Consider the following 21,214-nt stretch of genomic DNA (forward strand, 5'->3'; position numbering starts at 1 on the left):
TCAGATACTCCGCAACATGCGCCACATCACGAAGCTGCCGGTCAGCTCCATGGCCAGGGCGCCGAACAGCATCCAGCGCCCGGTTTCGTCGTTCCACATGGTCATCAGATAGTGCGGGTTGGCGAACATGAAGTACCCGACCATGCACACCGGCAGGCCGGCCAGCACGTAAGCGGTCATGCGCGTTTCCCCAGTCATGGCCTTGAGCTGGCGCGCGCCCTGTTCTTTTTCGCGGATCATCTTGATCAGGTTTTCCAGCAACTCGCTGGCGTTGCCGCCGTAGCGGTGGTTGACCTTGAGACCCAGGGCAAACAGGCGAAACTCATCGCGCTCGTAGAACTCCGCGAAGTCATGCACCGAATCCGGCAGGCTCACCCCCAGTTGCACGTTACGCTGGATGCGCCCCATGGCTTGCTTGAGCGGTTCGTCGGCCGCGTCGATACCGCCAAGCACCGCGTCGGCGAGGGTGCGTCCCGACTTCAGACTGCGCACGGTGTAGTCCAGCAGCGACGGCAGTTGTTCGATCATTCGGCGTACGCGGTGTTGATAGCGCCAGGCGATGTAGGCGCGTGCGATCAGTGGTGGCAGCACAAGCATCAGCAGCAGGCCTGGCCATTGGGCTACCAGCAGCCCGAGCAATGCACCCAGCGCCCAGCCGAAAAGCCACAGGCCCAGGCGCTCGGTGGGCTTGCCCAGGCCGGCGCGTTGGAGCATGCGTTCCAGGCCGGCCCACGCAGCGCGGGTCGGTGCCTTCGCAGGCTGGCCTTCGGCGAGCCGCTCCAGCACACGTTCGCTGCTGGCTCGGCGCACGCCGCTCTGGAACAGGCTGAAAGACAGCGCCACCAGGATGATGCAGATCAGCAGCAGGAAGGTTCCGGACACCGTGCTTCTCCTTACTGCGGCAGCGCGCTTTCGCGGCGCAGTTTGTCGCCCGCCGGGTTGAGCGCTTCGCGCACGAACCCGACGGCGGTGCGTCGGTCCAGGCGAAACAGCGTGTTGGTGACGTAAATGTCATCGCGCACGCCCACCACTTCCACCACCTCGCTCACGCAGCGCCGGCCATCGGGCAGGCGGGTGAGTTGGATCACTACGTCCAGCGCCGCGCAGATCATCTGGCGCAGGGTTTTTTCCGCGACCACACGGCCGGTGAGGCCCACCAGGGTTTCCAGGCGCAGCAGCGCATCCTGGGCGTTGTTGGCATGCACGGTGCTCATGGAACCGTCGTGACCGGTGTTCATCGCGGTGAGTACATCGAGCACTTCCACGCCGCGGATTTCACCGAGGATGATGCGGTCCGGGCGCATCCTCAGGGCGTTGCGGATCAGGTCGCTGGCCTTGACCTCGCCATGCCCCTCGGCATTCGGCGGGCGGGTTTCCAGACGCACCACGTGTGGGTGGCCCAATTGCAGTTCGGCGACGTCTTCGATGGTGACCAGGCGTTCGTGGGGGTTGATCAATTGGCTGAGGATATTGAGCAGCGTGGTCTTGCCGGTGCCGGTGCCGCCGCTGATCAGGATGTTGCAACGCTTGCCCACCGCGTCCTGAAAAAACTCGAAGATGCTGTGGTCGATGGTTTGCATCGCCACCAGGTCGCTGCTCTTGAGCATGTCTTTGCGGAACTTGCGTATCGACAGGCAGGGCCCATCCAGCGCAATCGGCGGGATAATCGCGTTGACCCGGCTGCCGTCCGGCAACCGCGCATCGACCATGGGTGACGATTCGTCCAGGCGCCGGCCCAACGGTGCGAGGATTCGCTGCATCACCCGCTCCACATGGTGCGCATCGATAAAACGCAGGTCGCTCTGGTGCAGCAGGCCTTCGCGCTCGATAAACACCCGGTGCGGGCCGTTGACCAGTATCTCGGTCACCGCCGGGTCGCGCAGCAGCACTTCCAGTGGGCCGAAGCCGGTCAGTTCGTCGACGATTTCTTCGGCCAGGCGCTCCATCTCGTAACGGGAAACCGCCAGGTGCATGCGCGTGATGTATTCCGACACTTTATCGATCACCAACTGCGCCAGGGATTGGCGCGTGCCTTCCAGCAGGTTTTTGCCCGACTCCTCGATGGCATCGATGATGTAGCGGTGCAACACCAGTTTCAGCCCGTCATGGTCGTTGTGCCCGGGGGCGCGGACCGGGCCGCCGAACAGTTTCTCGCCGTTCATCGTTGCGACCTGCGCAGACGTTCGAACCAGCGCGCCGACGGTTTCTGCATGCCTTCGGAGCGTCTGGCCAGGCGTTCGCCGAGGGTGCGCAGGCCTTGGGTCAAGGTCTCTCGGGGGGCCAGGCTGAACAGGCTTTGCCCCTGGTTTTTGGCATTCATGCGCAATTCAGCGCTCAGGGGCAGCACCGCGACGCATTCCAGGCCGTAGGTCTTTTCCAAGGTGTCGATGTCCGGCGCGCAGCTTTTGAGGTGGCGGTCGATCAGCAGCTTGGCGTGTTCGAGTTTCATGCCTTTTTCCCGCCACAGGTTGAGCACCGCCAGGTTGCGCCGGCAATCGAGCACACTCTGGTCGGTGCACCACAGCAGCTTGTCGCAGTGGCTGACGAAGGTGCGCAGGGCTTCGCTGTCGGTCTGCCCGGTGAGGTTCACCACGATGTGCTGGAAGTGCTGGCGCAGGGCGCTGAGCAGCATGTACACCTCGGCGGCGCTGGTCAGTTCCAGGGGCTCGTCGTGACCGGCATAGGCCAGGATGCGCAGGTTGTCATCGGCGCGGGCGAAGGCGCTGTCGATCAACGTAGTGTCCAGGCGCCGCAGATGGCGCAGGGCATCGCCGAAGTTGAAAGTGCTTTCCAGGCCCAGCAGCGTCAGGCTGTCGCCGCGCGGCAGGCCCAGGTCGAGCAACAGGGTCTGCTGCCCGCTCTTTTGCACCACCATGGCCAGGTGGCTGGCCAGCAGGGCACCGTCGCCATTGCCCTGGGTGCCGTAGAGCACGGTAAGCCCGCCCAGGTGCGCATTCGGCGCGCTGGGCGGCAGACGTTTGCTCAGGCGGCGTACCAGCCCGGCCACTTCGCTTGAGCGTGAGCCGTAGGCGACAAAATCCCGCGCGCCGGCCCGCATCGCATTGAGCACCAACTGGTTGTCCATGCCGTCGCCGAGGGCGACGATCGCCAGCATCGGCTTGGCTTCCAGAGCACCTTCGATCAGTGCGCTCTGGGCCACCACGTTGTCGCGGTCTAGCCCGATGAACACCAGGTTGGCGAAGGTCACGTCCACCAGGGCAAGCAGTTCGTCCAGGCTGCCACCCCCGGCACCGACCACTTGGCCGAGGGGCGCAAGGGCGCCCTGCAGCCACTCCAGGTCGACGCTGTTGCGGGTAATGGCCAGGAAGGTCTGGCTCAGGCTATTGCTCATTGGGACAGTCCACTGCGACGGTCGAAGTCGCCGTTTTCGAGGAAGAACAAGCGGTACCAATTCGGATCGTAGCTGCGCAGTTTTTCACCGGGCAGCGATGGCAATTGCGCGTTGGCAGCCAGTGGCTGCACCAGGTGCGGGGTGACGATCATCAGCAACTCCTTTTCTTCGCGGCTGCTGTTGGCGTCGCGAAAAAACGCGCCGAGAATCGGGATATCCCCCAGTCCCGGAAATTTGTTAATGGTGGTGCGTGCATTGGTGCTGATCAGCCCGCTGATCACAAAACTTTCGCCATCGGCCAGGGACACGCTGGTGTCGGTGCGGCGCACGGTCAGCGCCGGCACTTGGATGCCCTGGATCTGCACGGCGTTGCTGTAGTCCAGTTCGCTGACTTCCGGCGCGACCTTAAGGGTGATGCGGGTGCGGTCGATCACCGTGGGCGTGAGCGTCAGGCGGATGCCGAACTCTTTGTATTCGATGGAGATGCTGTCGCTGCCGGCGCTCGGCACCGGCACGGGCACTTCACCGCCGGCGAGGAAACTGGCGCTCTGGCCGCTCATGGCCACCAGGCTGGGGCGTGCGAGGGTATAGGCAAAACCGCTGCGCTCCAAGGCGTTGATCATGGCCTTGACCCGCCCGCCGCCAAAACCGATGTTGAAACTGTCGGCGCTCACCGGCAGCTTGAACACGCCTTCCGACGGGGACAGCAGATTGGGACTGCCGAAGAAAAAGTTGCTGCCGTTGCCGAGCAAGCGGGTGCTGGCTTCCTTGAGTTTGCTGCGACTGACTTCGACGAAGCGGATGTCGGTCTGCACCTGGCTGGGCAGCAGCGGATCCTGGGATGGCGACAGTGACAGGCTGGTGAGCGCCGCCGTGGCCTTGCCCTTGACGAACACCATGCTTTGGCGGGGCGCGCTGGCGCAGGCGGTCCAGACCATCAGGCTGGTGGCGCCACTGCCGACGCCGGTGAGCAGGAAGTGGCGATCGCCGTTGACCCGCACATCGGCGATTTTCGGGTCGCCGATCGCCAGGCGGGTGATGGCGACCGGCGATTGCACTTCCTGTTGCAGGCCCTCGCCGACTTCGAGCACCGCCGGCAAGGGGCCCAGGGCGCTGCAATTACTCGACGCCGCCAACGCCCTATCCACCGGCAGGCATATCAGCAGCAAGGCCCAGGCCAGGGGCGCGAAGGGGCGGGCGTAGCGATGGCTCATTCACGGCATCCTTGCGCGGTCATGGGGTTTGTTGAGCGGCCTGGGCGCCGCGTATCACTTCGATACCTCGGCGGACGGCTGGGGCGGTGTCGCTCTGCGCGGGGCTTTTGGGCGGGCCGATCAGAGCCAGTTGGGTAAATTGGTAGAGGTCGCGGTTGGCCTCGGCGAGTGTGCTCGTGGGATCGCTTTCGCCGGCCCAGTACCTGCCAAGCAACTGTTCATCGGCGCTGCGCACGGCCAGGCGCAACGTACCCGCTTGCGCCGCAAGCATCAGGCGACTCAACAAAGGCTCCGGCACTGCCAGCACCACGGTGCGTGCGCCCGCCCGGCGTTGGGCAGCCTGGGCGCGTTCTTCCACGGTGGCCGGCGGCGGCACGGCGGGCTGGCCGTCGTTGGCCAGGCCCAGTTGATCGCCGACGCTGAGCAGGCGCAGCGCGGGAATGATGATCTGTGCCGACTGTTGCGCATTATCGGTGTCCCGCGCCAGAAACAGCAGCACATCCACGTAATCACCGGGGCTCAGTTGCCCGGCGGCGCCGATCACTTCGTCCACCGCGACGGCCAGCGCGCGTTCGTCCGGGCGAATCATGCGCGCCAGCGGACCGCCTTCGCTGAAGCTTTGATCATTGAGCCAGGTGCCCGCGCCCAAGGCGCGCAACGGCCGGCGGCCGATGGCCTGGTCGAGTTCCGTGAGGCTACCGGCGGGCACGGTGCGCAGGTTTTCCAGCGCCAGGTCGGCAGCGGTGAGAGGGACGAACGCGGGCACGTCATGTACCAGCACCACCACGGGGCGCCGGGTCTGGTCTTCGACGGTGGAAACGGTGCTTTCCACGGAAACGACGGGGGCGGCGACAGGTTCGGGCGTGCGACTTAACAACAGCCCCCAATACCCCGCGATCAATGCCCCGATGAGCAGCAAGCCGGCCAGCGCCATGCTGATGCGACTGTTCATGACGGCTCTCCTCCTTGCGTTGCACTGCCTACCCGTCTATCCAAACGAGTTAATTCGCAACCTGGCTGTGATGAACATGTAACGATTTGGCTATTTGACGGTAGCTCAGGTAGGACGAAACGCCATTAACGTCGGGAAAATTAATCCGCCTCGTAAACTGCATCTGCACCAGGTGCGCGCTGGCGCGGCGCGAACTTTACGACTAATACTTTGTGATTAATCCGTTATTACAGTTGTGAGGCTGGGGTTTGTTGACAATGCTCTAAAGGCACGCCGCGATGATCCGCGCTAGAGCCATAACGGCTTGCTGTGTCGTATTAGGGAGAAGTCTTATGTTCCTTGACCAGATGTTGAAGCTTTACGTGCAGGCGCAACTGTTTTTCAAGCGCGACGAAGGGGCGTCAGGTATCGAATACGCCATTATCGTGGCGCTGGTTGCATTAGTAATTGTTGGCGCCGGGGCAGGGCTTGGCGACAAGATCAAATCGATCTTCGACAGTATTGCGACGAAGATGACCACCTGAGACCGTCGGTATCACGCGTGGCCATCTTCCTTTAAGTATTTTTTCAATTAGGGAATGTCTATGAGCGCCTCTTCGCCAACCCGCCAGCAAATTCTTTTGGTGGACGACGAAGAGGACGCGCTGGTTGAGCTTGCTGAGTCCCTTGAGAACGAAGGGTTCGAATGCTACACCGCCACCTCGGTCACCTTTGCCCTGCAGGAACTCACGCTGCACCCGGACATCGCACTGGTGATCACCGACCTGCGCATGCCCGAGGAAAGCGGCATCTCCCTGATCAAGCGCCTGCGCGAACATACCGAGCGCTCGCACCTGCCTGTGATCGTCATGACCGGCCATGCCGAGATGGATGATGTCAGCGACCTGCTGCGCCTGCAGGTGCTGGACCTGTTTCGCAAACCGATCTACCTGGTGCGGTTGATCGATACGTTGAATAACCTGTTTCCCGTGCGGCCCACACGACTAAAGCCATGAGCATCGGTTGCCTGTCAGCCGATCGGCTGCCACTTGCCGACCATATGCTCGATCCCGCCGCTCCCGTTCAGTACCCACTCGCCACTGGAACCGGCCGCGCTGGCCGATAACCGCAGGTCGCTGGGCAATCGCACCGGTTTGCGGAACTCCACGTACAACTCGATATTGGCCGCGGGCAAGTGCTCACCCAAGGCGGCCAGGCTGTGCGCCTTGTTCCACAAGCCGTGGGCAATGGCCTGGGGAAAACCGAACAGCCTGGCGGTGAGGGCGCTGAGGTGGATCGGGTTGTAGTCGCCGGACACCCGCGCGTAGCGGCGGCCGATATCGGCGGGGGCGTTCCAGCGCGTCAGTTCGCTGACCTGGATGGGCGTGGGCAACGGCTCATCCGTGGCTTCGCCTGGCAGCTTCACGCCCCGGCACAGCATGCGGCTCTCGCCTTCCCAGAGCAGGCCGAGGGCGTCTTCGACGGTGGTGACCAGGTCAAAAGTCGCGCCTTTGGCGTGTGGCTTGAGGTTCTGCGCATGCACGCCGACCCACAGTTCGCCCATGCCTCCCAGTGGGCGGTGGACGCGGATACGGTTGCTCAGATGGATCAGCCCCAGCAGAGGGAACGGGAACGAGGTGTCGGTGAGTAATTGCATCTGCACGCCGAAAGCGAGGATATGCGGGTAGGTGGCGGGCAACATCGGGCTGTCGGCAAAGCCGCATACCTTGCGATACGCCGCCACCGCCTTGGGATCGACGCTGACCCGGCAGCGCAGCCCCCGGTCGGGCAGCGTGTTGCCGCTGATCCTGCGCTTGAGCGCCGCGCGCCAATACAGTGGCGGCAGGAACGGTCGGTTGTTTAAGGTCTGCCACTGCATGTTCACGCTCCCAATAGACTTTGCCCGCACACCCGCAGCGCTTGCCCGCTGACCGCGCCGGAGCCGGGCTGGCCCAGCCACGCCACGGCCTCGGCGACATCCTGAGGCAAACCGCCCTGGCCCAGCGAACTCATGCGCCGCCCGGCTTCACGCAGGGCGAACGGAATATGCGCGGTCATCTGGGTTTCGATAAACCCGGGGGCGACGGCATTGATGCTGATGCCCCGAGGTTTGAGCGATGGCGCCCAGGCTTCGGCCAGGCCAATCAAGCCGGCCTTGCTCGCGGCGTAATTGGTTTGCCCGCGGTTGCCGGCGATGCCGCTGATGGAGGCCAGCAGCACCACGCGGGCGTTGTCGTGCAGGGTGCCGCTGTCGAGCAGGGCTTTGGTCAGTACCTGCGGCGCATTCAGGTTGACCGCCAATACCGCATCCCAATATTCCGGGGTCATATTGGCCAGGGTCTTGTCGCGGGTGATGCCGGCGTTATGCACCAGAATGTCGAGGCCGTCGGGCAGGTGTTCAATCAACTGCGTGGCGGCGTCCTCGGCGCAGATATCCAATACGACGGTGCGGGCGCCCAGGCGAGCGGCGAGGGCTTCCAGATCGGCCTTGGCCTGGGGCACGTCGAGCAGGATCACCTGCGCGCCGTCACGGGCCAGGGTTTCGGCGATGGCCGCGCCGATGCCACGGGCGGCGCCGGTGACCAAAGCCTTGCGCCGCGCCAACGGACGTGTCCAGTCCTCCACCAGGGTGTCGCAGGCCTGCAGACGAATCACCTGGCCTGAGATGTAGGCGCTTTTCGGCGACAGGAAGAAACGCAGCGCACCTTCCAGTTGCGCCTCGGCACCGTCGCCGACATACAGCAACTGCAGCACGCCGCCGTTACGCAGTTCCTTGGCCAAAGAGCGGCTGAAGCCTTCCAGGGCGCGCTGGGCGCTGGCGGCGAACGGATCGCTGAGGCTTTCCGGGGCGCGACCGAGGATCACCAAGTGGGCGCTATGGTCGAGATTTTTCAGCAGCGGCTGAAAGAATTCGCGCAGTTGCTTGAGCGAATCGGTGTGCTGCAGGCCGCTGGCGTCGAACACCACCGCCTTGAGCTTGGGCCCGTGGCCGGGGATCCACGCGGGGGCGCCCAGCGGTTCGGCGCCGTAGCTGTAGACGGCGTCGGTGAGTTTGTTGGCGAACGGCAGCACCTGGGCCGCCAACGCGCCGCCACCGAGCAGCAAGGCGCCCTCGACGGGACGCAGGCGCCCGGCCTGCCAGCGTTCCAGGCGTCCCGGCGACGGCAGGCCAATGGCGGCGACCAGGCGCTGGCCGAGGCTGGAGTTGGCGAAGTCGATATAACGGTCAGACATGGAACGCTCTCCGAAGGCTGGGGTTCAAAGGGTTGACCATCCCAGGGTAGCAGTCGTTCGACTAGGCTTAACGGTCCCACCCCGGCCCATCACACACAGGGAGCTTTCCATGACTCAATTGCGGCGTGTAGCGATCATTGGCGGTAACCGCATTCCTTTCGCCCGCTCCAATGGCCCTTACGCCACGGCGAGCAACCAGGCGATGCTGACGGCCGCCCTGGAAGGCTTGATCGAACGCTACAACCTGCACGGCCTGCGTCTGGGTGAAGTGGCCGCCGGGGCGGTGCTCAAGCATTCGCGGGATTTCAACCTGACCCGCGAATGCGTACTCGGCTCGCGCCTGTCCCCGCAAACCCCCGCCTATGACATTCAGCAGGCCTGCGGCACAGGGCTGGAGGCGGCGCTGCTGGTGGCCAACAAAATTGCCCTGGGCCAGATCGAATGCGGCATTGCCGGCGGCGTGGACACCACCTCCGACGCGCCCATCGGCGTGAACGAAGGCCTGCGCAGGATTCTGCTGCAGGCCAATCGCAGCAAGTCCGTGGCGGATAAACTGAAAGTCCTGTTACAACTTCGTCCCCATCACCTCAAGCCCGAGCTGCCGCGCAATGGCGAACCGCGCACCGGTTTGTCCATGGGCCAGCATTGCGAGTTGATGGCGCAGACCTGGCAGATCCCCCGCGACGAGCAGGACCAACTCGCCCTGGAGAGCCACCGGAAAATGGCCGCCGCTTACGCCGAAGGCTGGCACGACGACCTGACCACCCCGTTTTTGGGCCTGACCCGCGACAACAACCTGCGCCCCGACCTGACGCTGGAGAAACTCGCCGCCCTCAAGCCGGCGTTTGAACGCAGCGAGAAGGGCACGCTCACCGCCGGCAATTCCACCCCGTTGACGGACGGCGCATCCCTGGTGTTACTGGGCAGCGAGGCGTGGGCCCAGGAGCGCGGCTTGCCGATCCTGGCCTATCTGCGCGATGGCGAAGCGGCGGCGGTGGATTTCGTCAACGGTGCCGAAGGCCTGCTGATGGCGCCGGTGTATGCGGTGCCGCGCTTGCTGGCCAGGAATGGTCTTACATTGCAGGACTTCGATTACTACGAGATCCACGAAGCCTTCGCCGCCCAAGTGTTGTGCACGCTCAAGGCCTGGGAAGATGCCGATTACTGCAAGACTCGCCTGGCGCTGGACGCGCCATTGGGCGCGATTGACCGCAGCCGTCTCAACGTCAAGGGCAGTTCCCTGGCGGCGGGGCATCCGTTTGCCGCTACCGGCGGGCGCATTGTCGCCAACCTGGCCAAATTGCTGGCGACGGCGGGCAAGGGCCGTGGGCTGATCTCGATCTGCGCCGCGGGTGGGCAAGGTGTGACGGCGATCATCGAGCGCTGAGGGCGCCCTTAATTGGCCTATTGGTTGCATTCTTCAACGGGCAAAGATCAGTCGCCTCTCCCACCAGCGAGCCGATTGCCGTATAACGAGTGCCATACGCGTATTTGGTAACAAAGGACCCACAATAAAAGCTGATGAAGACTCCTAAACGCATTGAACCCCTGATCGAAGACGGTCTGGTCGACGAAGTGCTGCGCCCACTCATGAGTGGTAAAGAAGCAGCTGTTTATGTGGTGCGCTGCGGCAACGAATTGCGTTGCGCCAAGGTTTACAAGGAGGCGAATAAACGAAGTTTTCGTCAGGCATCCGAATACCAGGAAGGCCGTAAGGTCCGTAACAGCCGTCAGGCCCGGGCCATGGCCAAGGGTTCCAAGTTCGGCAAGAAAGAAACCGAGGACGCCTGGCAGAACGCCGAAGTCGCGGCGTTGTTCCGCTTGGCCGGCGCCGGTGTACGCGTGCCGCAGCCGTACGACTTTCTCGAAGGCGTGCTGTTGATGGAACTGGTGGCCGATGAGTATGGCGATGCCGCGCCGCGTCTGAACGACGTGGTGCTGGAGCCGGATCAGGCCCGCGAGTACCACGCCTTTCTGATTTCGCAGATCGTGCTGATGCTGTGTACCGGTCTGGTGCACGGTGACCTGTCCGAATTCAACGTGCTGCTCACGCCGACCGGCCCGGTGATCATCGACTTGCCCCAGGCAGTGGATGCGGCGGGCAACAACCATGCATTCAGCATGCTGGAACGCGACGTGGGCAACATGGCTTCCTACTTCGGGCGCTTTGCCCCGGAGCTGAAAAAGACCAAGTACGCCAAGGAAATGTGGGCCTTGTACGAAGCCGGTACCTTGCACCCGGGCAGCGTCTTGACCGGCGAGTTCGACGAGCCCGAAGAGCTGGCGGATGTCGGCGGCGTGATCCGTGAGATCGAAGCGGCGCGGCTGGATGAAGAGCGCCGCCAGGCGATTCGAGCGGCGGATGATGCGCCGTCGAGCAAAACCCCCGACGAGCCACCGCCGCCGCCCTGGATGCAATAGTCTTCGGCTGTAGGCAGATCAACAGGTGGGAGGGGCGGTGCGACGATTCGACTTGCCCCCGGTGGCACAGGTATCTACACAGCTTCGGTAGAAAACATAACCTGAGAAAGTGAGGTTTTTGTGGTGAGCAGGCTTGCCCTGCGGTGGGCTGCGAAGCGGCCCTAAAACCTGACAACCGGTTTGGCCTGATACGCCACAGTGTGCGGAGAGGGGCCGCTTCGCGCCCCAGCGCAGGGCAAGCCTGCTCACCACAGCGTTATGTGTCCGCCTTTAAGACTTGTGAAGATACCTATGCCCCGATGGCAGCGTTTCAGTTACCGCAACGGCTGGCTGATCCACCGCTATCGGGCAATCTCTCTCCCACATTGGTTTTGCGTATGCCCTTAGGAGCAGCAAGAGCCGGACGCCAACTCCTTAAGAATCGGGCAATCGGGCCGGTCATCGCCCTGGCAGTGTTCCACCAGGTCCTGCAAGGTGTCGCGCAGTTGGCCCAGTTCCAGGATTTTCTGGTTGAGTGCGTCGATGTGCTGGCGCGCCAGGGCTTTTACGTCGGCGCTGGCGCGATTGCGGTCCTGCCACAAGGTCAGCAGCTTGCCGACTTCCTCCAGGGAAAACCCCAGATCCCGCGCGCGTTTGATAAACGCCAATGTGTGCAGGTCATCCGCGCCGTAGACGCGGTAGCCGCTGTCAGTGCGGTGAGCTGCTTTCAACAGGCCGATGGATTCGTAGTAGCGAATCATCTTGGCGCTGAGGCCGCTTTGCCGGGCGGCTTGGCCGATGTTCATGGGTGTTGATCCTCCACATCCTTGGGTTTCCAGGTTTTCAACAGCAAGGCATTGCTCACTACGCTGACGCTGGACAACGCCATCGCCGCGCCCGCCAGCACCGGGTTGAGCAGGCCGAACGCCGCCAGGGGAATGCCAATCAAGTTATACACAAAGGCCCAGAACAGGTTCTGCCGGATCTTGGCGTAGGTCTTGCGGCTGATCTCCAGCGCGGCCGGAACCAGGCGCGGGTCGCCGCGCATCAGGGTAATGCCGGCGGCGTGCATGGCCACATCGGTGCCACCGCCCATGGCGATGCCGATATCGGCGGCCGCCAGCGCCGGGGCGTCATTGATGCCATCGCCGACCATCGCCACCACATTGGTTTTTTTCAGCGTGGTAACGGTGGCGGCTTTGTCGGCGGGCAGCACTTCGGCATGCACATCATCGATGCCCAGCGCCTGCGCCACCACCCGCGCGCTGCCACGGTTGTCACCGGTGAGCAGATGGCTGCTGATGCCCTGGGCCTTGAGTTGCCCCACGGCCTGCAGCGCACCGGGCTTGAGGGTATCGCCAAACGCGAACAGCCCCAGAACCCGGGGTTGCGCGCCTTGCTCGATCAACCAGGACAACGTGCGACCTTCGGCCTCCCAGGCCTGGGCGGTATCCGCCAGGTCGCCGGGGGTGAGGCCGCTGTCTTCGAGCAGCCGACGATTGCCCAAGGCCAGTGGCCGACCATCGAGGGTGCCGGCGATACCGCGCCCAGTCAGGGATTGGCTGGCGCTGACATCGGCGATGCTCAACTGCTGTTCTTGGCAGGCCTGCAGCACCGCATTGGCCAAGGGGTGTTCACTGCCGCGTTGCAGGGCACCAGCCTGTTGCAACAGTTGGGCTTGATCGCCATTTACCGAGATCAGGTGCGCGATCCTGGGCGCGCCGGAGGTGAGGGTACCGGTCTTGTCGAACACCACGGCGCTCACTTCATGGGCGCGCTCCAAGGCTTCGGCGTCCTTGATCAGAATGCCATGGCGCGCCGCCACGCCGGTGCCGGCCATGATCGCGGTGGGTGTGGCCAGGCCCAGGGCGCAAGGGCAGGCGATCACCAGCACCGCGACCGCATTGATAATGGCGGTTTCCAGCGGCGCACCGTACAGCCACCAGCCCAGCAGCGTAATCAGCGCCAGCACCAGTACGGCCGGTACAAACACGCGGCTGACCTTATCCACCAGTTTCTGGATCGGCGCCTTGGCGGCCTGGGCGTCTTCCACCAGGCGGATGATCCGCGCCAGGACGCTTTCGGCGCCCAGCGCGGTGGTGCGCACCAGCAAGCGACCTTCACCGTTGATGGCGCCGCCGGTGACCTTGTCGCCGGGCTGTTTGGGCACCGGCAAACTCTCGCCGCTGATCAAGGCTTCGTCGGCATGGCTCTGACCTTCGATCACCTCACCGTCCACCGGGAAACGCTCGCCGGGTTTGACGCTGACCACGTCGTTGAGCGACAAGGCGGTGATTGCCACCTCTTGCTCATGGCCATCGCGCACGCGGGTCGCCCGTTCGGGGCGCAAGGCTTCCAGGGCGCGGATGGCGCTGGCGGTCTGGCGCTTGGCGCGGCTTTCCAGGTATTTGCCCAGCAGGATCAGGGCGATCACCACCGCAGAAGCTTCAAAATACAGATGCGGCATGCTGCCGGCCGGAGCGGTGAGCCATTCGTACACGCTCAGGCCGTAACCGGCGCTGGTGCCGATGGCGACTAGCAAATCCATATTGCCCGCTCCGGCGCGCACGGCTTTCCAGGCGGCCACGTAAAAACGCGCGCCGAGGATGAATTGCACTGGGGTGGCCAGGGCGAATTGCACCCAGGCCGGCAGCATCCAATGCAGGCCGAACGGCTGCACCAGCATCGACAGCACCAGGGGCAATGCCAGAACAATGGCCAGCAGCAAGGCCCAGCGCTCGCGGCGCAGGCGCTGGGCTTGATCGGCGGCGGTGCGGGTTTCGGTTTGCGGCAGGCTGGCGCTGTAGCCGGCTTTGTCGACGGCGGCGATCAGCACGCTGGGGTCTATCTGGCCGAGGACTTCGACGTGAGCACGCTCATTGGCCAGATTGACGCTGACGCTCTGCACCCCCGGCACCTTGCCCAGCGCGCGCTCGACACGGCCGGCGCAGCTGGCGCAGGTCATGCCGCCGATGGGCAGGTCAAAGGTGGTGGTTCCATTCATGGGGCAGTCCTCCAGGAGAAGTAGCCCCCAGGATCAACCTTGACCTGTGGGTAAGGTCAAGCGCCTTCAGTATTCCAGTGCGGCGGGCTTGAGGTACATGCCGTCCGGGCCTTGGGCGATACGCAGCTTGCTTACGTCGCCGACCTTCAACGTAATGTTCTGCGCCGGCGGTGCCAGCAGGCCTGGCAGGCAGCCCGGTGACTGACCCGGCAGCAGCTTGAGACGCAGCGACAGATTGCCCGCCGGCAAGTTGAACGAGGTGGACTGCTCCTGGAACAGCCGACCCGCCAACTGATCGTTGAGGTACAGGCCGATCTCGCAGTTGGTCGGCACTTCCAGGCGCTCCCTGGAAATGATCAGTACCGCATAGTCTTCAGCGGCCAGGGCCTGGGGCGCGGCGGCAGACAAGCTCATCAGGCCCACAAGGCCAAAAAACGACCAGCGCATGGCGAGTACTCCGTGGTTCACAGCTTGGGAAAGTTCAAGCTTGGCCGACGTCGCTCCCGAATACCAGCCCGGCCGATTTCTCAGGAACTTGACCTTGCCATCGTGGCAAGGTCGAGACTGGGTTCAACCTCATCAAAGGAGTCATGTCATGCAAGTGTTCACTGTGGAAGGAATGACCTGCGGCCATTGCGTTAAAGCGGTGACCCAGGCGGTGAAGAGCCGGGATCCGGCAGCCGAAGTGACGGTAGACCTGGCGGCCAAGCAGGTCAGCGTGCAGAGCCAACTGAGCCGCGAAACGATCGCCGGGCTGATCAAGGAAGAAGGCTACACCGTCGTCTGATTTTTAATAGTTAGCGAGCTATCGTAATGTTCAAGGCACCCAAGCGCGGCTAGACTGTCGGGCTGCCGACTCACTTGGGTGCCCGATGAACCTTCGCATCATTCTGATCCTGGGCGCCTTGAGCGCCTTCGCGCCGCTGGCGATCGATTTTTACCTGCCTGGTTTTCCATCGATGGCCACGGCCTTCGCCACCGATGAAAAACATATCCAGCTGACCCTGGCGGTGTATTTTGCCGGCCTGGCCATCGGCCAATTGATCTACGGCCCGCTGGCGGACCGTTTCGGTCGGCGTGGGCCGCTGCTCAGCGGCGTGACCCTGTTTACCCTGGCCTCTTTCGCCTGTGCCTTTGCGCCGTCCCTGGAATGGCTGATCGGCGCGCGCTTCGTGCAGGCCCTGGGCGGCTGTGCGGGGATGGTGATTTCCCGCGCGGTGGTCAGCGACAAGTGCGACCCCGTGGGCTCGGCCAAAGTGTTCTCCCAACTGATGCTGGTGACTGGCCTGGCGCCGATCCTTGCGCCGCTGGCCGGCGGTTTGATGGTGGGCTTGTGGGGCTGGCAGTCGATCTTTCTGGCGCTGTCGATCTTCAGTGTGATGGCCGCCGTCGCCGTAGCGGTGGGACTGCCGGAAACCTTCCCGGCCCATCAACCGCGCCAGCCGTTGTCCGGCTCGCTGCGTCGTTACCTTCAGTTGCTCTCGGACCGTGTCTACCTCGGCTATGCCCTCACCGGCGCATTGTCGATTGCCGGGATGTTTGCCTACATCGCAGGCTCACCTTTCGTATTTATCAAACTCTACGGCGTACCCGCCGAGCACTACGGCTGGGTGTTCGGCTCCAACGCTGCGGGTTTTATCCTGGTGGCCCAGCTCAATGCGCGCCTGTTGGCCAAGCGTGGCCCTGCGTTCCTGCTGTCGCGCACGGTGTGGGTGTATGTGGCGGCAGCGCTGACGCTGCTGGGTGTGGCCGCGTTGCGCACCGACGCGTTGTGGCCGTTGCTGGTGCCGCTGTTTATTTGCATCGCCAGTCTGGGCTGCATCCTGCCCAATACCTCGGCGTGCGCCATGGCCGGCCAAGGCGCTCGGGCCGGCAGCGCGTCGGCGTTGCTCGGTTGCATTCAGTTCGGCGTGGCCGCGGGAGCGGCGTCGCTGGTCGGGGTGTTACACGATGGGACGGCCTTGCCGATGGCGATGGTCATCAGCTTGTGCGGGTTATTGGCGGTGACGGTGGCCATGTCGACCTTGCGCCTGCAACGGGCCAGGGCCTTGCAGGCGCAGGGCTGACGGACGGTTTCAGCCAGCGGCGGCGCGTTGCTGGCTGATCGGGAAAGCGTGCGGCGCCTGGATGCGCGCTTGCAGGGTCTCGGCAAAGGCACGGGCCTCGGCTTCACTGCGAAAGGTAATGGCTTTGTGGTCCAGGCGGACCTCCCACTGGGATTTTGCTAACGCTTTTATCAGGATCTTCATTGCTGACTTCCTCACGTAAAAGAATCGTGGCAAAGGCGGCCAATATAAACCCGAATGCGCTCGCAAATATGACAAAGGTCAACTCTCTGACTAGTGGCGCCGTCTATCACTCACACGAATAACAGACGGCGCCCACAGACGGCTGTCAGAAACCTTCCAGCACGATCTTGCCCTTGGCCTTGCCGCTCTCCAGCAACGTGTGGGCCCGACGCAGGTTCGCTGCGTTGATCGCACCGAAGTGCTCGCCCACCGTGGTTTTCAGCGTGCCGGCGTCGATCAGTTCAGCCACGCGATTGAGCAGGTGGTGCTGTTCGATCATGTCCGGCGTCTCAAACATCGAGCGCGTGTACATGAATTCCCAGTGCAGCGACAGGCTCTTGCGCTTGAGCTTGCTCACGTCCAGCGCCTTGGGGTCGTCGATCAGCGCGAGCTTGCCCTGAGGTTGCAGCGCTTCGACCAGTTGGTCCAAGTGGTGCTCGGTCTGGGTCAGGCTGGCGACATGAGTCACTTGCGCCTCGCCCGCCTGGTGCAAGGCTTCGCTCAGCGGCTGGCTGTGGTCGATCACCCGATGGGCGCCCAGTGCTTTGGCCCATGCCTGGGTTTCCGGGCGCGAGGCGGTGCCGATCACCTTTAACGCTGTCAGTTGGCGGGCCAATTGGGTCAGGATCGAACCCACACCGCCGGCGGCACCCACGATCAGCAGACTCTGGCCTTGATCCTCCTTGCCCTCGCGGATCTGCAGGCGCTCGAACAGCAGCTCCCAGGCCGTGATAGCGGTCAGCGGCAGCGCGGCGGCTTCGGCAAAGCCCAGGCTTTTGGGCATATGCCCGACGATGCGTTCGTCCACCGTGTGCAACTCGCTGTTGCCGCCCGGGCGCGTCAGGGAACCGGCGTAGAACACTTTGTCGCCAGCCTTGAACAGGCTCACGTCGCTGCCGACCGCCTTGACCACGCCGGCGACATCCCAGCCCAGCACCTTGGCGGTACCGGGTTCCGGGGCGACGTTCTGGCGCACCTTGGTGTCCACCGGGTTGACCGAGATGGCTTTGACTTCCACCAGCAGGTCGCGCGGGCCGGCGACGGGGGCCGGCAGTTCGATGTCTTGCAGGGACTGTGGGTCGTTGATGGGCAATGACGCGTAGTAGGCAATGGCTTTCATGGGGGCTCCGGAAAAGGGCAGTGATCAGGCCAGAAAATTCAGGCGCTTGAGTTCGAAATGTTCGAGTACATCCGCCGCTTGGGCGCGGAAGTCCTGGATATGCGCGCTCTGGTCGTGGGCGGCCAACGCAGCATCGTCGCGCCAGCGTTCGAGCATGTAGAAGGTTTCGGGGTGCTGCTGGTCCTGGTGCAGGTCGTATTGCTCGCAGCCGGCTTCATGGCGCGTGGGTGCCAGCAGGCCGCGCAGCAGGGTTTCCAGGGTGGCCTGTTGGCCGGGTTTGGCGATCAGTGTGGCGATAACGTTAAAGGCAGCGGACATAAGCGACTCCTGGCACGTTGGCAGTGGGATGCGCAGATGATTGGCTATTTCCAGGCAACATAAAAGCGGCTAAAACAGCGGGCTGTTTCAATGGAATTTTGATAATGCTGCGCTTTGACGATTTGCAACTGTTTGTACGTGCGGCGGATTTGGGTAGCCTGTCTGCGGCGGCGCGGGTGATGGACTTATCGCCGGCCGTGGCCAGTGCGGCGCTCAAGCGCATCGAGCAGCAGCTGGGCGCGCGTTTGCTGGCGCGCTCCACCCGTAGCCTGCGCTTGACCGCCGAAGGCGAGGGGTTTCTTGAGTATGCCCGCGCGGCGCTGGGTTCCCTGGATGAGGGACGGCGCTTGTTGGCCAGCGGGCAGGACCATGTCAGCGGAGTCCTGCAATTGTCGGCACCGTCGGACTTCGGCCGTAACCAGTTATTGCCGTGGCTGGATGACTTCCAGCGTGAACACCCGCAACTCAATGTGCGCCTGTTGCTGGGCGATCGGATCGCCGACCTGTTTCGCCAGCCGGTGGATATCGCCCTGCGCTACGGCGAACCCGAGGACTCCAGCCTGGTGGCGTTGCCGGTGGCGCCGAACAATGTTCGCGTGCTGTGTGCCGCCCCCAGCTACCTGGCGCGTCACGGCGAACCCCGGCACCTGGAGCAACTGGCCCAGCACAATTGCCTGTTGTATAGGCTCGGCGGCCGCGTGCATGACCATTGGGTTTTTCACGACGGCAAGCGCGATATCAGTCTGACGGTCAGCGGCAACCGTTTCAGCGATGACGCCGATGTGGTGCGGCGCTGGGCCGTGGCCGGTGTGGGCATCGCCTATAAATCCTGGCTGGATGTGAGCACCGACGTGCTCGCCGGGCGTCTGCGCCTGGTCCTGCCGCAACTGCGCGGCGAGGCCACGCCGCTCAATCTGTTGTGCGCGCACCGTACGCACTTGAGCAAACCGATCAACCTGTTGCGGGAAATGCTTGTGTCCCGCTGTGCGATCCTGACCGCGCAGATGCCGGAGCCGGCAGGCACCGACCAATAGACTCCATCACAGCAGGAAATTTCACTCAGGTTCTGTCCCTATCCACGCTGTAAGACCGCGCGGAACCGGCGGTTGGCGCACCTATACTTTGCCGCCAACCGCAGCAGAAACGTGATTCGACAGGGAGTGAACAGATGGAAGCAGCACCTTGTATCAGCCAGATCGCTGGCTTGCTGGCCGAGCCAAAACGCATTGCCATGCTCTGGGCCTTGATGGACGGTTCCGCCAAGTCGTCGGAGGAGTTGGCAAGGCTGGCCGGGCTGACGCCGGCGTCGGCCAATGCGCATTTGGCGCGGCTCATCGGCAGTGGGCTGCTGCGCGCCGAGGCTCGACGTGGCCGGCGCCTGTTCCGTGTGGCGGCCGCCGATGTCAGCCATGCCATCGATGCCTTGGCCAGCACTACCCTGGCCAGTGCGGCCCGCGCCGCGCTGGATGCTCCGTTGCCGGTCCTGGCGGCACCGCCGGCATTGCGCCAAGCGCGGCTGTGCCATGGCCACCTGGGGGGCGAGCTGGCGGCGGGGCTGTACGCGCGCATGAGGGCGGCGGGGTGGATCGAGCGTTATGAACAGCGCCTGGATATCACCGTCAAAGGCGCGCATCGGTTGGCGAGCCTGGGTATTTTTACCCAGGCGCTGGCCTCGCCCCTGGCGTGCGATTGTTTTGACTGGAGCCAACAGCATCCGCATCTGGGCGGTACATTGGGTGCGGGGTTGTTGCAGCTGTTCCTGCAGTCCAATTGGGTCAGCCTGGTCAACGAGTCCCAGGCCCTGCAGATCAATGCCGTGGGGCACGCGGAGATCGCTCGCCTGGCCGCGAACGAGTAAGGCTGGCCGCACGGTCGTCGCTTAGAGTTTCAATCAGGTCGCATCCAGCAATAACCCGGAAAAAGCATGCCGCACACTCGCCGAGGGTTTTTTTCAACAGGGGGTGCGGCATGGGTATGCAAGGTTTCAGTGCGGCGGAACGGCTCGAACGGTTACCCATCAGCGGTTATCACCGGGTGATTTTTATCATCATCGCCTTGGCGTTTTTCTTCGACTCCATGGACCTGGCGATGATGACGTTCCTGCTGGGTTCGATCAAAGCCGAATTCGGCTTGAGCACCGCCCAGGCAGGTCTGCTCGCCAGTTCGAGTTTTTTCGGCATGGTGGTGGGCGCGTCTTTGTCCGGGATGCTTGCCGATCGTTTCGGGCGTAAGCCGGTGTTCCAGTCGAGCATTGTGTTGTGGGGGATTGCCAGCTACCTGTGTTCGACGGCGCAATCCGTGGAGATGTTGACGCTGTTTCGTATCCTGCTGGGGATCGGCATGGGCATGGAGTTTCCGATTGCGCAGTCGATGCTGTCCGAGCTGATCCCGGCCAAGGCACGCGGGCGTTATATCGCGTTGATGGACGGTTTCTGGCCGTTGGGCTTTGTCGCGGCGGGGGTGCTCTCGTATTTCCTGCTGCCGGTGATCGGCTGGCGCGACATCTTCCTGGTGCTGGCGGTACCGGCGGTGTTTGTGCTGGCGATTCGCTTTTTCATCCCTGAGTCGCCGCGCTGGTTGGAACAGGCTGGACGCCATGACGCGGCGGACAAAGTGTTGCTGGGGATCGAGCACAAAGTGCGCACCTCTCTGGGGCGCGCCGACTTGCCGGAACCGATTGGCCTGCCACGGGTGCAGAGCGTGCCGGGGAATTTCTTTTCGGCATTCCAGCAATTGTGGTCGGCGCAGTATCGCCGGCGCACGCTGATGATCTGGAGCGTCTGGTTCTTTGCCTTGCTCGGTTTCTACGGGCTGACCTCATGGCTGAGCGCGCTGTTGCAGCAGTCCGGTTTTGCGGTGACCCAATCGGTGTATTACACGGTGATCATTTCCCTGGGCGGGATTCCCGGCTTTTTGATGGCGGCCTGGTTGGTCGAGCGCTGGGGGCGTAAGCCGGTGTGCGTGGTGACGCTGCTGGGCGGCGGTGTGATGGCGTTTCTGTATGGGCAGAGTGCGGTGTTTGGCGGCAATGTCGGTTTGCTGATCACCACCGGACTGTTGATGCAGTTCTTTTTGTTTGGCATGTGGGCGGTGCTCTATACCTACACGCCGGAGTTGTACCCCACCTCGGCGCGAGCGACCGGGTCCGGGTTCGCCTCGGCGATCGGTCGGGTCGGCTCATTGCTCGGGCCGCTGGTGACCGGACTGGTATTTCCGGTGACCGGGCAGGGCGGGGTGTTTGCCCTGGGCGCGTTGTGTTTTGCGGTGGCGGCGCTGGTGGTGTGGGTGTTCGGGATGGAGACGAAGGGCAAGACCCTCGAAGAATTGGCCGAAGCCTGAAAACCGTGGCCAAA

The 21,214-nt window shown here is 63.4% G+C and carries 22 protein-coding genes; 9 read left to right on the top strand and 13 right to left on the bottom strand.

Annotated elements, in window-relative coordinates:
* Genes QRN10_RS23110 through cpaB form a run of 5 tightly spaced genes read right to left on the bottom strand, consistent with a single transcriptional unit; the run spans position 1 to position 5,518 of the window.
* Entirely contained in the window at positions 1-882 is an 882-nt protein-coding gene (locus QRN10_RS23110; RefSeq protein ID WP_285429230.1) for a type II secretion system F family protein, read from the bottom strand.
* An 11-nt stretch (positions 883-893) separates the two neighbouring features.
* Complete coding sequence (locus tag QRN10_RS23115; RefSeq protein WP_253510289.1) at positions 894-2,162, bottom strand: TadA family conjugal transfer-associated ATPase; 1,269 nt, start codon at positions 2,160-2,162, stop codon at positions 894-896.
* Entirely contained in the window at positions 2,159-3,352 is a 1,194-nt protein-coding gene (locus tag QRN10_RS23120; RefSeq protein ID WP_285429231.1) for a CpaE/TadZ family protein, read from the bottom strand. The genes QRN10_RS23115 and QRN10_RS23120 overlap by 4 nt, the downstream gene beginning before the upstream one ends.
* Complete coding sequence (locus QRN10_RS23125; protein ID WP_285429232.1) at positions 3,349-4,566, bottom strand: type II and III secretion system protein family protein; 1,218 nt, start codon at positions 4,564-4,566, stop codon at positions 3,349-3,351. Before QRN10_RS23125 ends, QRN10_RS23120 begins: the two co-directional genes overlap by 4 nt.
* Before the next feature lie 19 nt (positions 4,567-4,585).
* Complete coding sequence (gene cpaB, locus QRN10_RS23130; protein WP_285429233.1) at positions 4,586-5,518, bottom strand: Flp pilus assembly protein CpaB; 933 nt, start codon at positions 5,516-5,518, stop codon at positions 4,586-4,588.
* Positions 5,519-5,850: 332 nt separating this feature from the next.
* Here cpaB and QRN10_RS23135 point away from each other — a divergent pair, with 332 nt between their 5' ends.
* Entirely contained in the window at positions 5,851-6,042 is a 192-nt protein-coding gene (locus QRN10_RS23135; RefSeq protein ID WP_181080858.1) for a Flp family type IVb pilin, read from the top strand.
* A gap of 60 nt (positions 6,043-6,102) precedes the next feature.
* Positions 6,103-6,513 (top strand): response regulator, encoded by a 411-nt coding sequence (locus QRN10_RS23140; protein ID WP_181080857.1) that lies wholly within the window; start codon positions 6,103-6,105, stop codon positions 6,511-6,513.
* 14 nt (positions 6,514-6,527) lie between these two features.
* Here the strand turns inward: QRN10_RS23140 and QRN10_RS23145 are convergent, their stop codons facing one another.
* Positions 6,528-7,376, bottom strand: a complete 849-nt coding sequence (locus QRN10_RS23145; RefSeq protein WP_285429234.1) for a MaoC family dehydratase — start codon at positions 7,374-7,376, stop codon at positions 6,528-6,530.
* Between the two features lie 2 nt (positions 7,377-7,378).
* Positions 7,379-8,731, bottom strand: coding sequence for a 3-oxoacyl-ACP reductase (locus QRN10_RS23150; protein WP_285429235.1), 1,353 nt, complete (start codon positions 8,729-8,731; stop codon positions 7,379-7,381).
* Between the two features lie 109 nt (positions 8,732-8,840).
* Here QRN10_RS23150 and QRN10_RS23155 point away from each other — a divergent pair, with 109 nt between their 5' ends.
* Both QRN10_RS23155 and QRN10_RS23160 read left to right on the top strand, forming a co-directional pair.
* Positions 8,841-10,118 (top strand): acetyl-CoA C-acetyltransferase, encoded by a 1,278-nt coding sequence (locus QRN10_RS23155; protein ID WP_181080854.1) that lies wholly within the window; start codon positions 8,841-8,843, stop codon positions 10,116-10,118.
* A gap of 134 nt (positions 10,119-10,252) precedes the next feature.
* Positions 10,253-11,152, top strand: coding sequence for a PA4780 family RIO1-like protein kinase (locus QRN10_RS23160; protein ID WP_181080853.1), 900 nt, complete (start codon positions 10,253-10,255; stop codon positions 11,150-11,152).
* 383 nt (positions 11,153-11,535) lie between these two features.
* Here QRN10_RS23160 and cueR read toward each other — a convergent pair whose 3' ends face one another.
* From cueR to QRN10_RS23175, 3 genes are all read right to left on the bottom strand, one after another.
* Positions 11,536-11,937 carry a Cu(I)-responsive transcriptional regulator gene (gene cueR, locus QRN10_RS23165; RefSeq protein WP_266245737.1) on the bottom strand — a complete coding sequence of 134 codons (402 nt, stop codon included), beginning with the start codon at positions 11,935-11,937 and terminating at the stop codon, positions 11,536-11,538.
* Positions 11,934-14,135 carry a heavy metal translocating P-type ATPase gene (locus QRN10_RS23170; protein WP_285429236.1) on the bottom strand — a complete coding sequence of 734 codons (2,202 nt, stop codon included), beginning with the start codon at positions 14,133-14,135 and terminating at the stop codon, positions 11,934-11,936. The genes cueR and QRN10_RS23170 overlap by 4 nt, the downstream gene beginning before the upstream one ends.
* A 66-nt stretch (positions 14,136-14,201) precedes the next feature.
* Positions 14,202-14,582: a hypothetical protein gene (locus QRN10_RS23175; RefSeq protein ID WP_285429237.1), complete on the bottom strand. Its 381-nt coding sequence runs from the start codon at positions 14,580-14,582 to the stop codon at positions 14,202-14,204.
* Between the two features lie 148 nt (positions 14,583-14,730).
* On the opposite strand from QRN10_RS23175, the gene QRN10_RS23180 reads away from it, so the two are divergent.
* Together QRN10_RS23180 and QRN10_RS23185 are read left to right on the top strand one after the other, a co-directional pair.
* The gene (locus tag QRN10_RS23180; protein WP_181080849.1) at positions 14,731-14,922 is read left to right on the top strand and encodes a heavy-metal-associated domain-containing protein; all 192 of its coding nucleotides are present in this window, start codon (positions 14,731-14,733) and stop codon (positions 14,920-14,922) included.
* 85 nt (positions 14,923-15,007) lie between these two features.
* Positions 15,008-16,201 (top strand): multidrug effflux MFS transporter, encoded by a 1,194-nt coding sequence (locus QRN10_RS23185; protein WP_181080848.1) that lies wholly within the window; start codon positions 15,008-15,010, stop codon positions 16,199-16,201.
* Positions 16,202-16,210: 9 nt separating this feature from the next.
* On the opposite strand, the gene QRN10_RS23190 is transcribed toward QRN10_RS23185, so the two are convergent.
* The 3 genes from QRN10_RS23190 to QRN10_RS23200 all read right to left on the bottom strand — a co-directional run bounded on the left by QRN10_RS23190 (position 16,211) and on the right by QRN10_RS23200 (position 17,861).
* The gene (locus QRN10_RS23190) at positions 16,211-16,384 is read right to left on the bottom strand and encodes a hypothetical protein (protein WP_181080847.1); all 174 of its coding nucleotides are present in this window, start codon (positions 16,382-16,384) and stop codon (positions 16,211-16,213) included.
* A 145-nt stretch (positions 16,385-16,529) separates the two neighbouring features.
* Positions 16,530-17,543, bottom strand: a complete 1,014-nt coding sequence (locus QRN10_RS23195) for a zinc-binding alcohol dehydrogenase family protein (protein ID WP_285429238.1) — start codon at positions 17,541-17,543, stop codon at positions 16,530-16,532.
* Positions 17,544-17,567: 24 nt separating this feature from the next.
* Entirely contained in the window at positions 17,568-17,861 is a 294-nt protein-coding gene (locus tag QRN10_RS23200) for a putative quinol monooxygenase (protein ID WP_253510303.1), read from the bottom strand.
* 104 nt (positions 17,862-17,965) lie between these two features.
* Here QRN10_RS23200 and vimR point away from each other — a divergent pair, with 104 nt between their 5' ends.
* The 3 genes from vimR to QRN10_RS23215 all read left to right on the top strand — a co-directional run bounded on the left by vimR (position 17,966) and on the right by QRN10_RS23215 (position 21,200).
* Positions 17,966-18,895, top strand: coding sequence for a transcription regulator VimR (gene vimR, locus QRN10_RS23205; RefSeq protein ID WP_285429239.1), 930 nt, complete (start codon positions 17,966-17,968; stop codon positions 18,893-18,895).
* Positions 18,896-19,029: 134 nt separating this feature from the next.
* Positions 19,030-19,719: an ArsR/SmtB family transcription factor gene (locus QRN10_RS23210; protein WP_285429240.1), complete on the top strand. Its 690-nt coding sequence runs from the start codon at positions 19,030-19,032 to the stop codon at positions 19,717-19,719.
* A 110-nt stretch (positions 19,720-19,829) separates the two neighbouring features.
* Entirely contained in the window at positions 19,830-21,200 is a 1,371-nt protein-coding gene (locus QRN10_RS23215) for an MFS transporter (RefSeq protein WP_285429241.1), read from the top strand.
* The last annotated feature ends 14 nt before the right edge of the window (positions 21,201-21,214 follow it).

The sequence above is a fragment of the Pseudomonas sp. lyk4-R2A-8 genome (assembly GCF_030209095.1).
GTDB lineage: Bacteria > Pseudomonadota > Gammaproteobacteria > Pseudomonadales > Pseudomonadaceae > Aquipseudomonas > Aquipseudomonas quebecensis.

Coding starts and splice junctions, on each gene's coding strand:
- QRN10_RS23210 (WP_285429240.1), top strand. CDS start 19,030: ATGGAAGCAGCACCTTGTATCAGCCAGATCGCTGGCTTGCTGGCCGAG.
- cueR (WP_266245737.1), bottom strand. CDS start 11,937: ATGAACATCGGCCAAGCCGCCCGGCAAAGCGGCCTCAGCGCCAAGATG.
- QRN10_RS23190 (WP_181080847.1), bottom strand. CDS start 16,384: ATGAAGATCCTGATAAAAGCGTTAGCAAAATCCCAGTGGGAGGTCCGC.
- QRN10_RS23155 (WP_181080854.1), top strand. CDS start 8,841: ATGACTCAATTGCGGCGTGTAGCGATCATTGGCGGTAACCGCATTCCT.
- QRN10_RS23170 (WP_285429236.1), bottom strand. CDS start 14,135: ATGAATGGAACCACCACCTTTGACCTGCCCATCGGCGGCATGACCTGC.
- QRN10_RS23115 (WP_253510289.1), bottom strand. CDS start 2,162: ATGAACGGCGAGAAACTGTTCGGCGGCCCGGTCCGCGCCCCCGGGCAC.
- QRN10_RS23185 (WP_181080848.1), top strand. CDS start 15,008: ATGAACCTTCGCATCATTCTGATCCTGGGCGCCTTGAGCGCCTTCGCG.
- cpaB (WP_285429233.1), bottom strand. CDS start 5,518: ATGAACAGTCGCATCAGCATGGCGCTGGCCGGCTTGCTGCTCATCGGG.
- QRN10_RS23145 (WP_285429234.1), bottom strand. CDS start 7,376: ATGCAGTGGCAGACCTTAAACAACCGACCGTTCCTGCCGCCACTGTAT.
- QRN10_RS23120 (WP_285429231.1), bottom strand. CDS start 3,352: ATGAGCAATAGCCTGAGCCAGACCTTCCTGGCCATTACCCGCAACAGC.
- QRN10_RS23160 (WP_181080853.1), top strand. CDS start 10,253: ATGAAGACTCCTAAACGCATTGAACCCCTGATCGAAGACGGTCTGGTC.
- vimR (WP_285429239.1), top strand. CDS start 17,966: ATGCTGCGCTTTGACGATTTGCAACTGTTTGTACGTGCGGCGGATTTG.
- QRN10_RS23175 (WP_285429237.1), bottom strand. CDS start 14,582: ATGCGCTGGTCGTTTTTTGGCCTTGTGGGCCTGATGAGCTTGTCTGCC.
- QRN10_RS23125 (WP_285429232.1), bottom strand. CDS start 4,566: ATGAGCCATCGCTACGCCCGCCCCTTCGCGCCCCTGGCCTGGGCCTTG.
- QRN10_RS23215 (WP_285429241.1), top strand. CDS start 19,830: ATGGGTATGCAAGGTTTCAGTGCGGCGGAACGGCTCGAACGGTTACCC.
- QRN10_RS23180 (WP_181080849.1), top strand. CDS start 14,731: ATGCAAGTGTTCACTGTGGAAGGAATGACCTGCGGCCATTGCGTTAAA.
- QRN10_RS23140 (WP_181080857.1), top strand. CDS start 6,103: ATGAGCGCCTCTTCGCCAACCCGCCAGCAAATTCTTTTGGTGGACGAC.
- QRN10_RS23150 (WP_285429235.1), bottom strand. CDS start 8,731: ATGTCTGACCGTTATATCGACTTCGCCAACTCCAGCCTCGGCCAGCGC.
- QRN10_RS23200 (WP_253510303.1), bottom strand. CDS start 17,861: ATGTCCGCTGCCTTTAACGTTATCGCCACACTGATCGCCAAACCCGGC.
- QRN10_RS23135 (WP_181080858.1), top strand. CDS start 5,851: ATGTTCCTTGACCAGATGTTGAAGCTTTACGTGCAGGCGCAACTGTTT.
- QRN10_RS23195 (WP_285429238.1), bottom strand. CDS start 17,543: ATGAAAGCCATTGCCTACTACGCGTCATTGCCCATCAACGACCCACAG.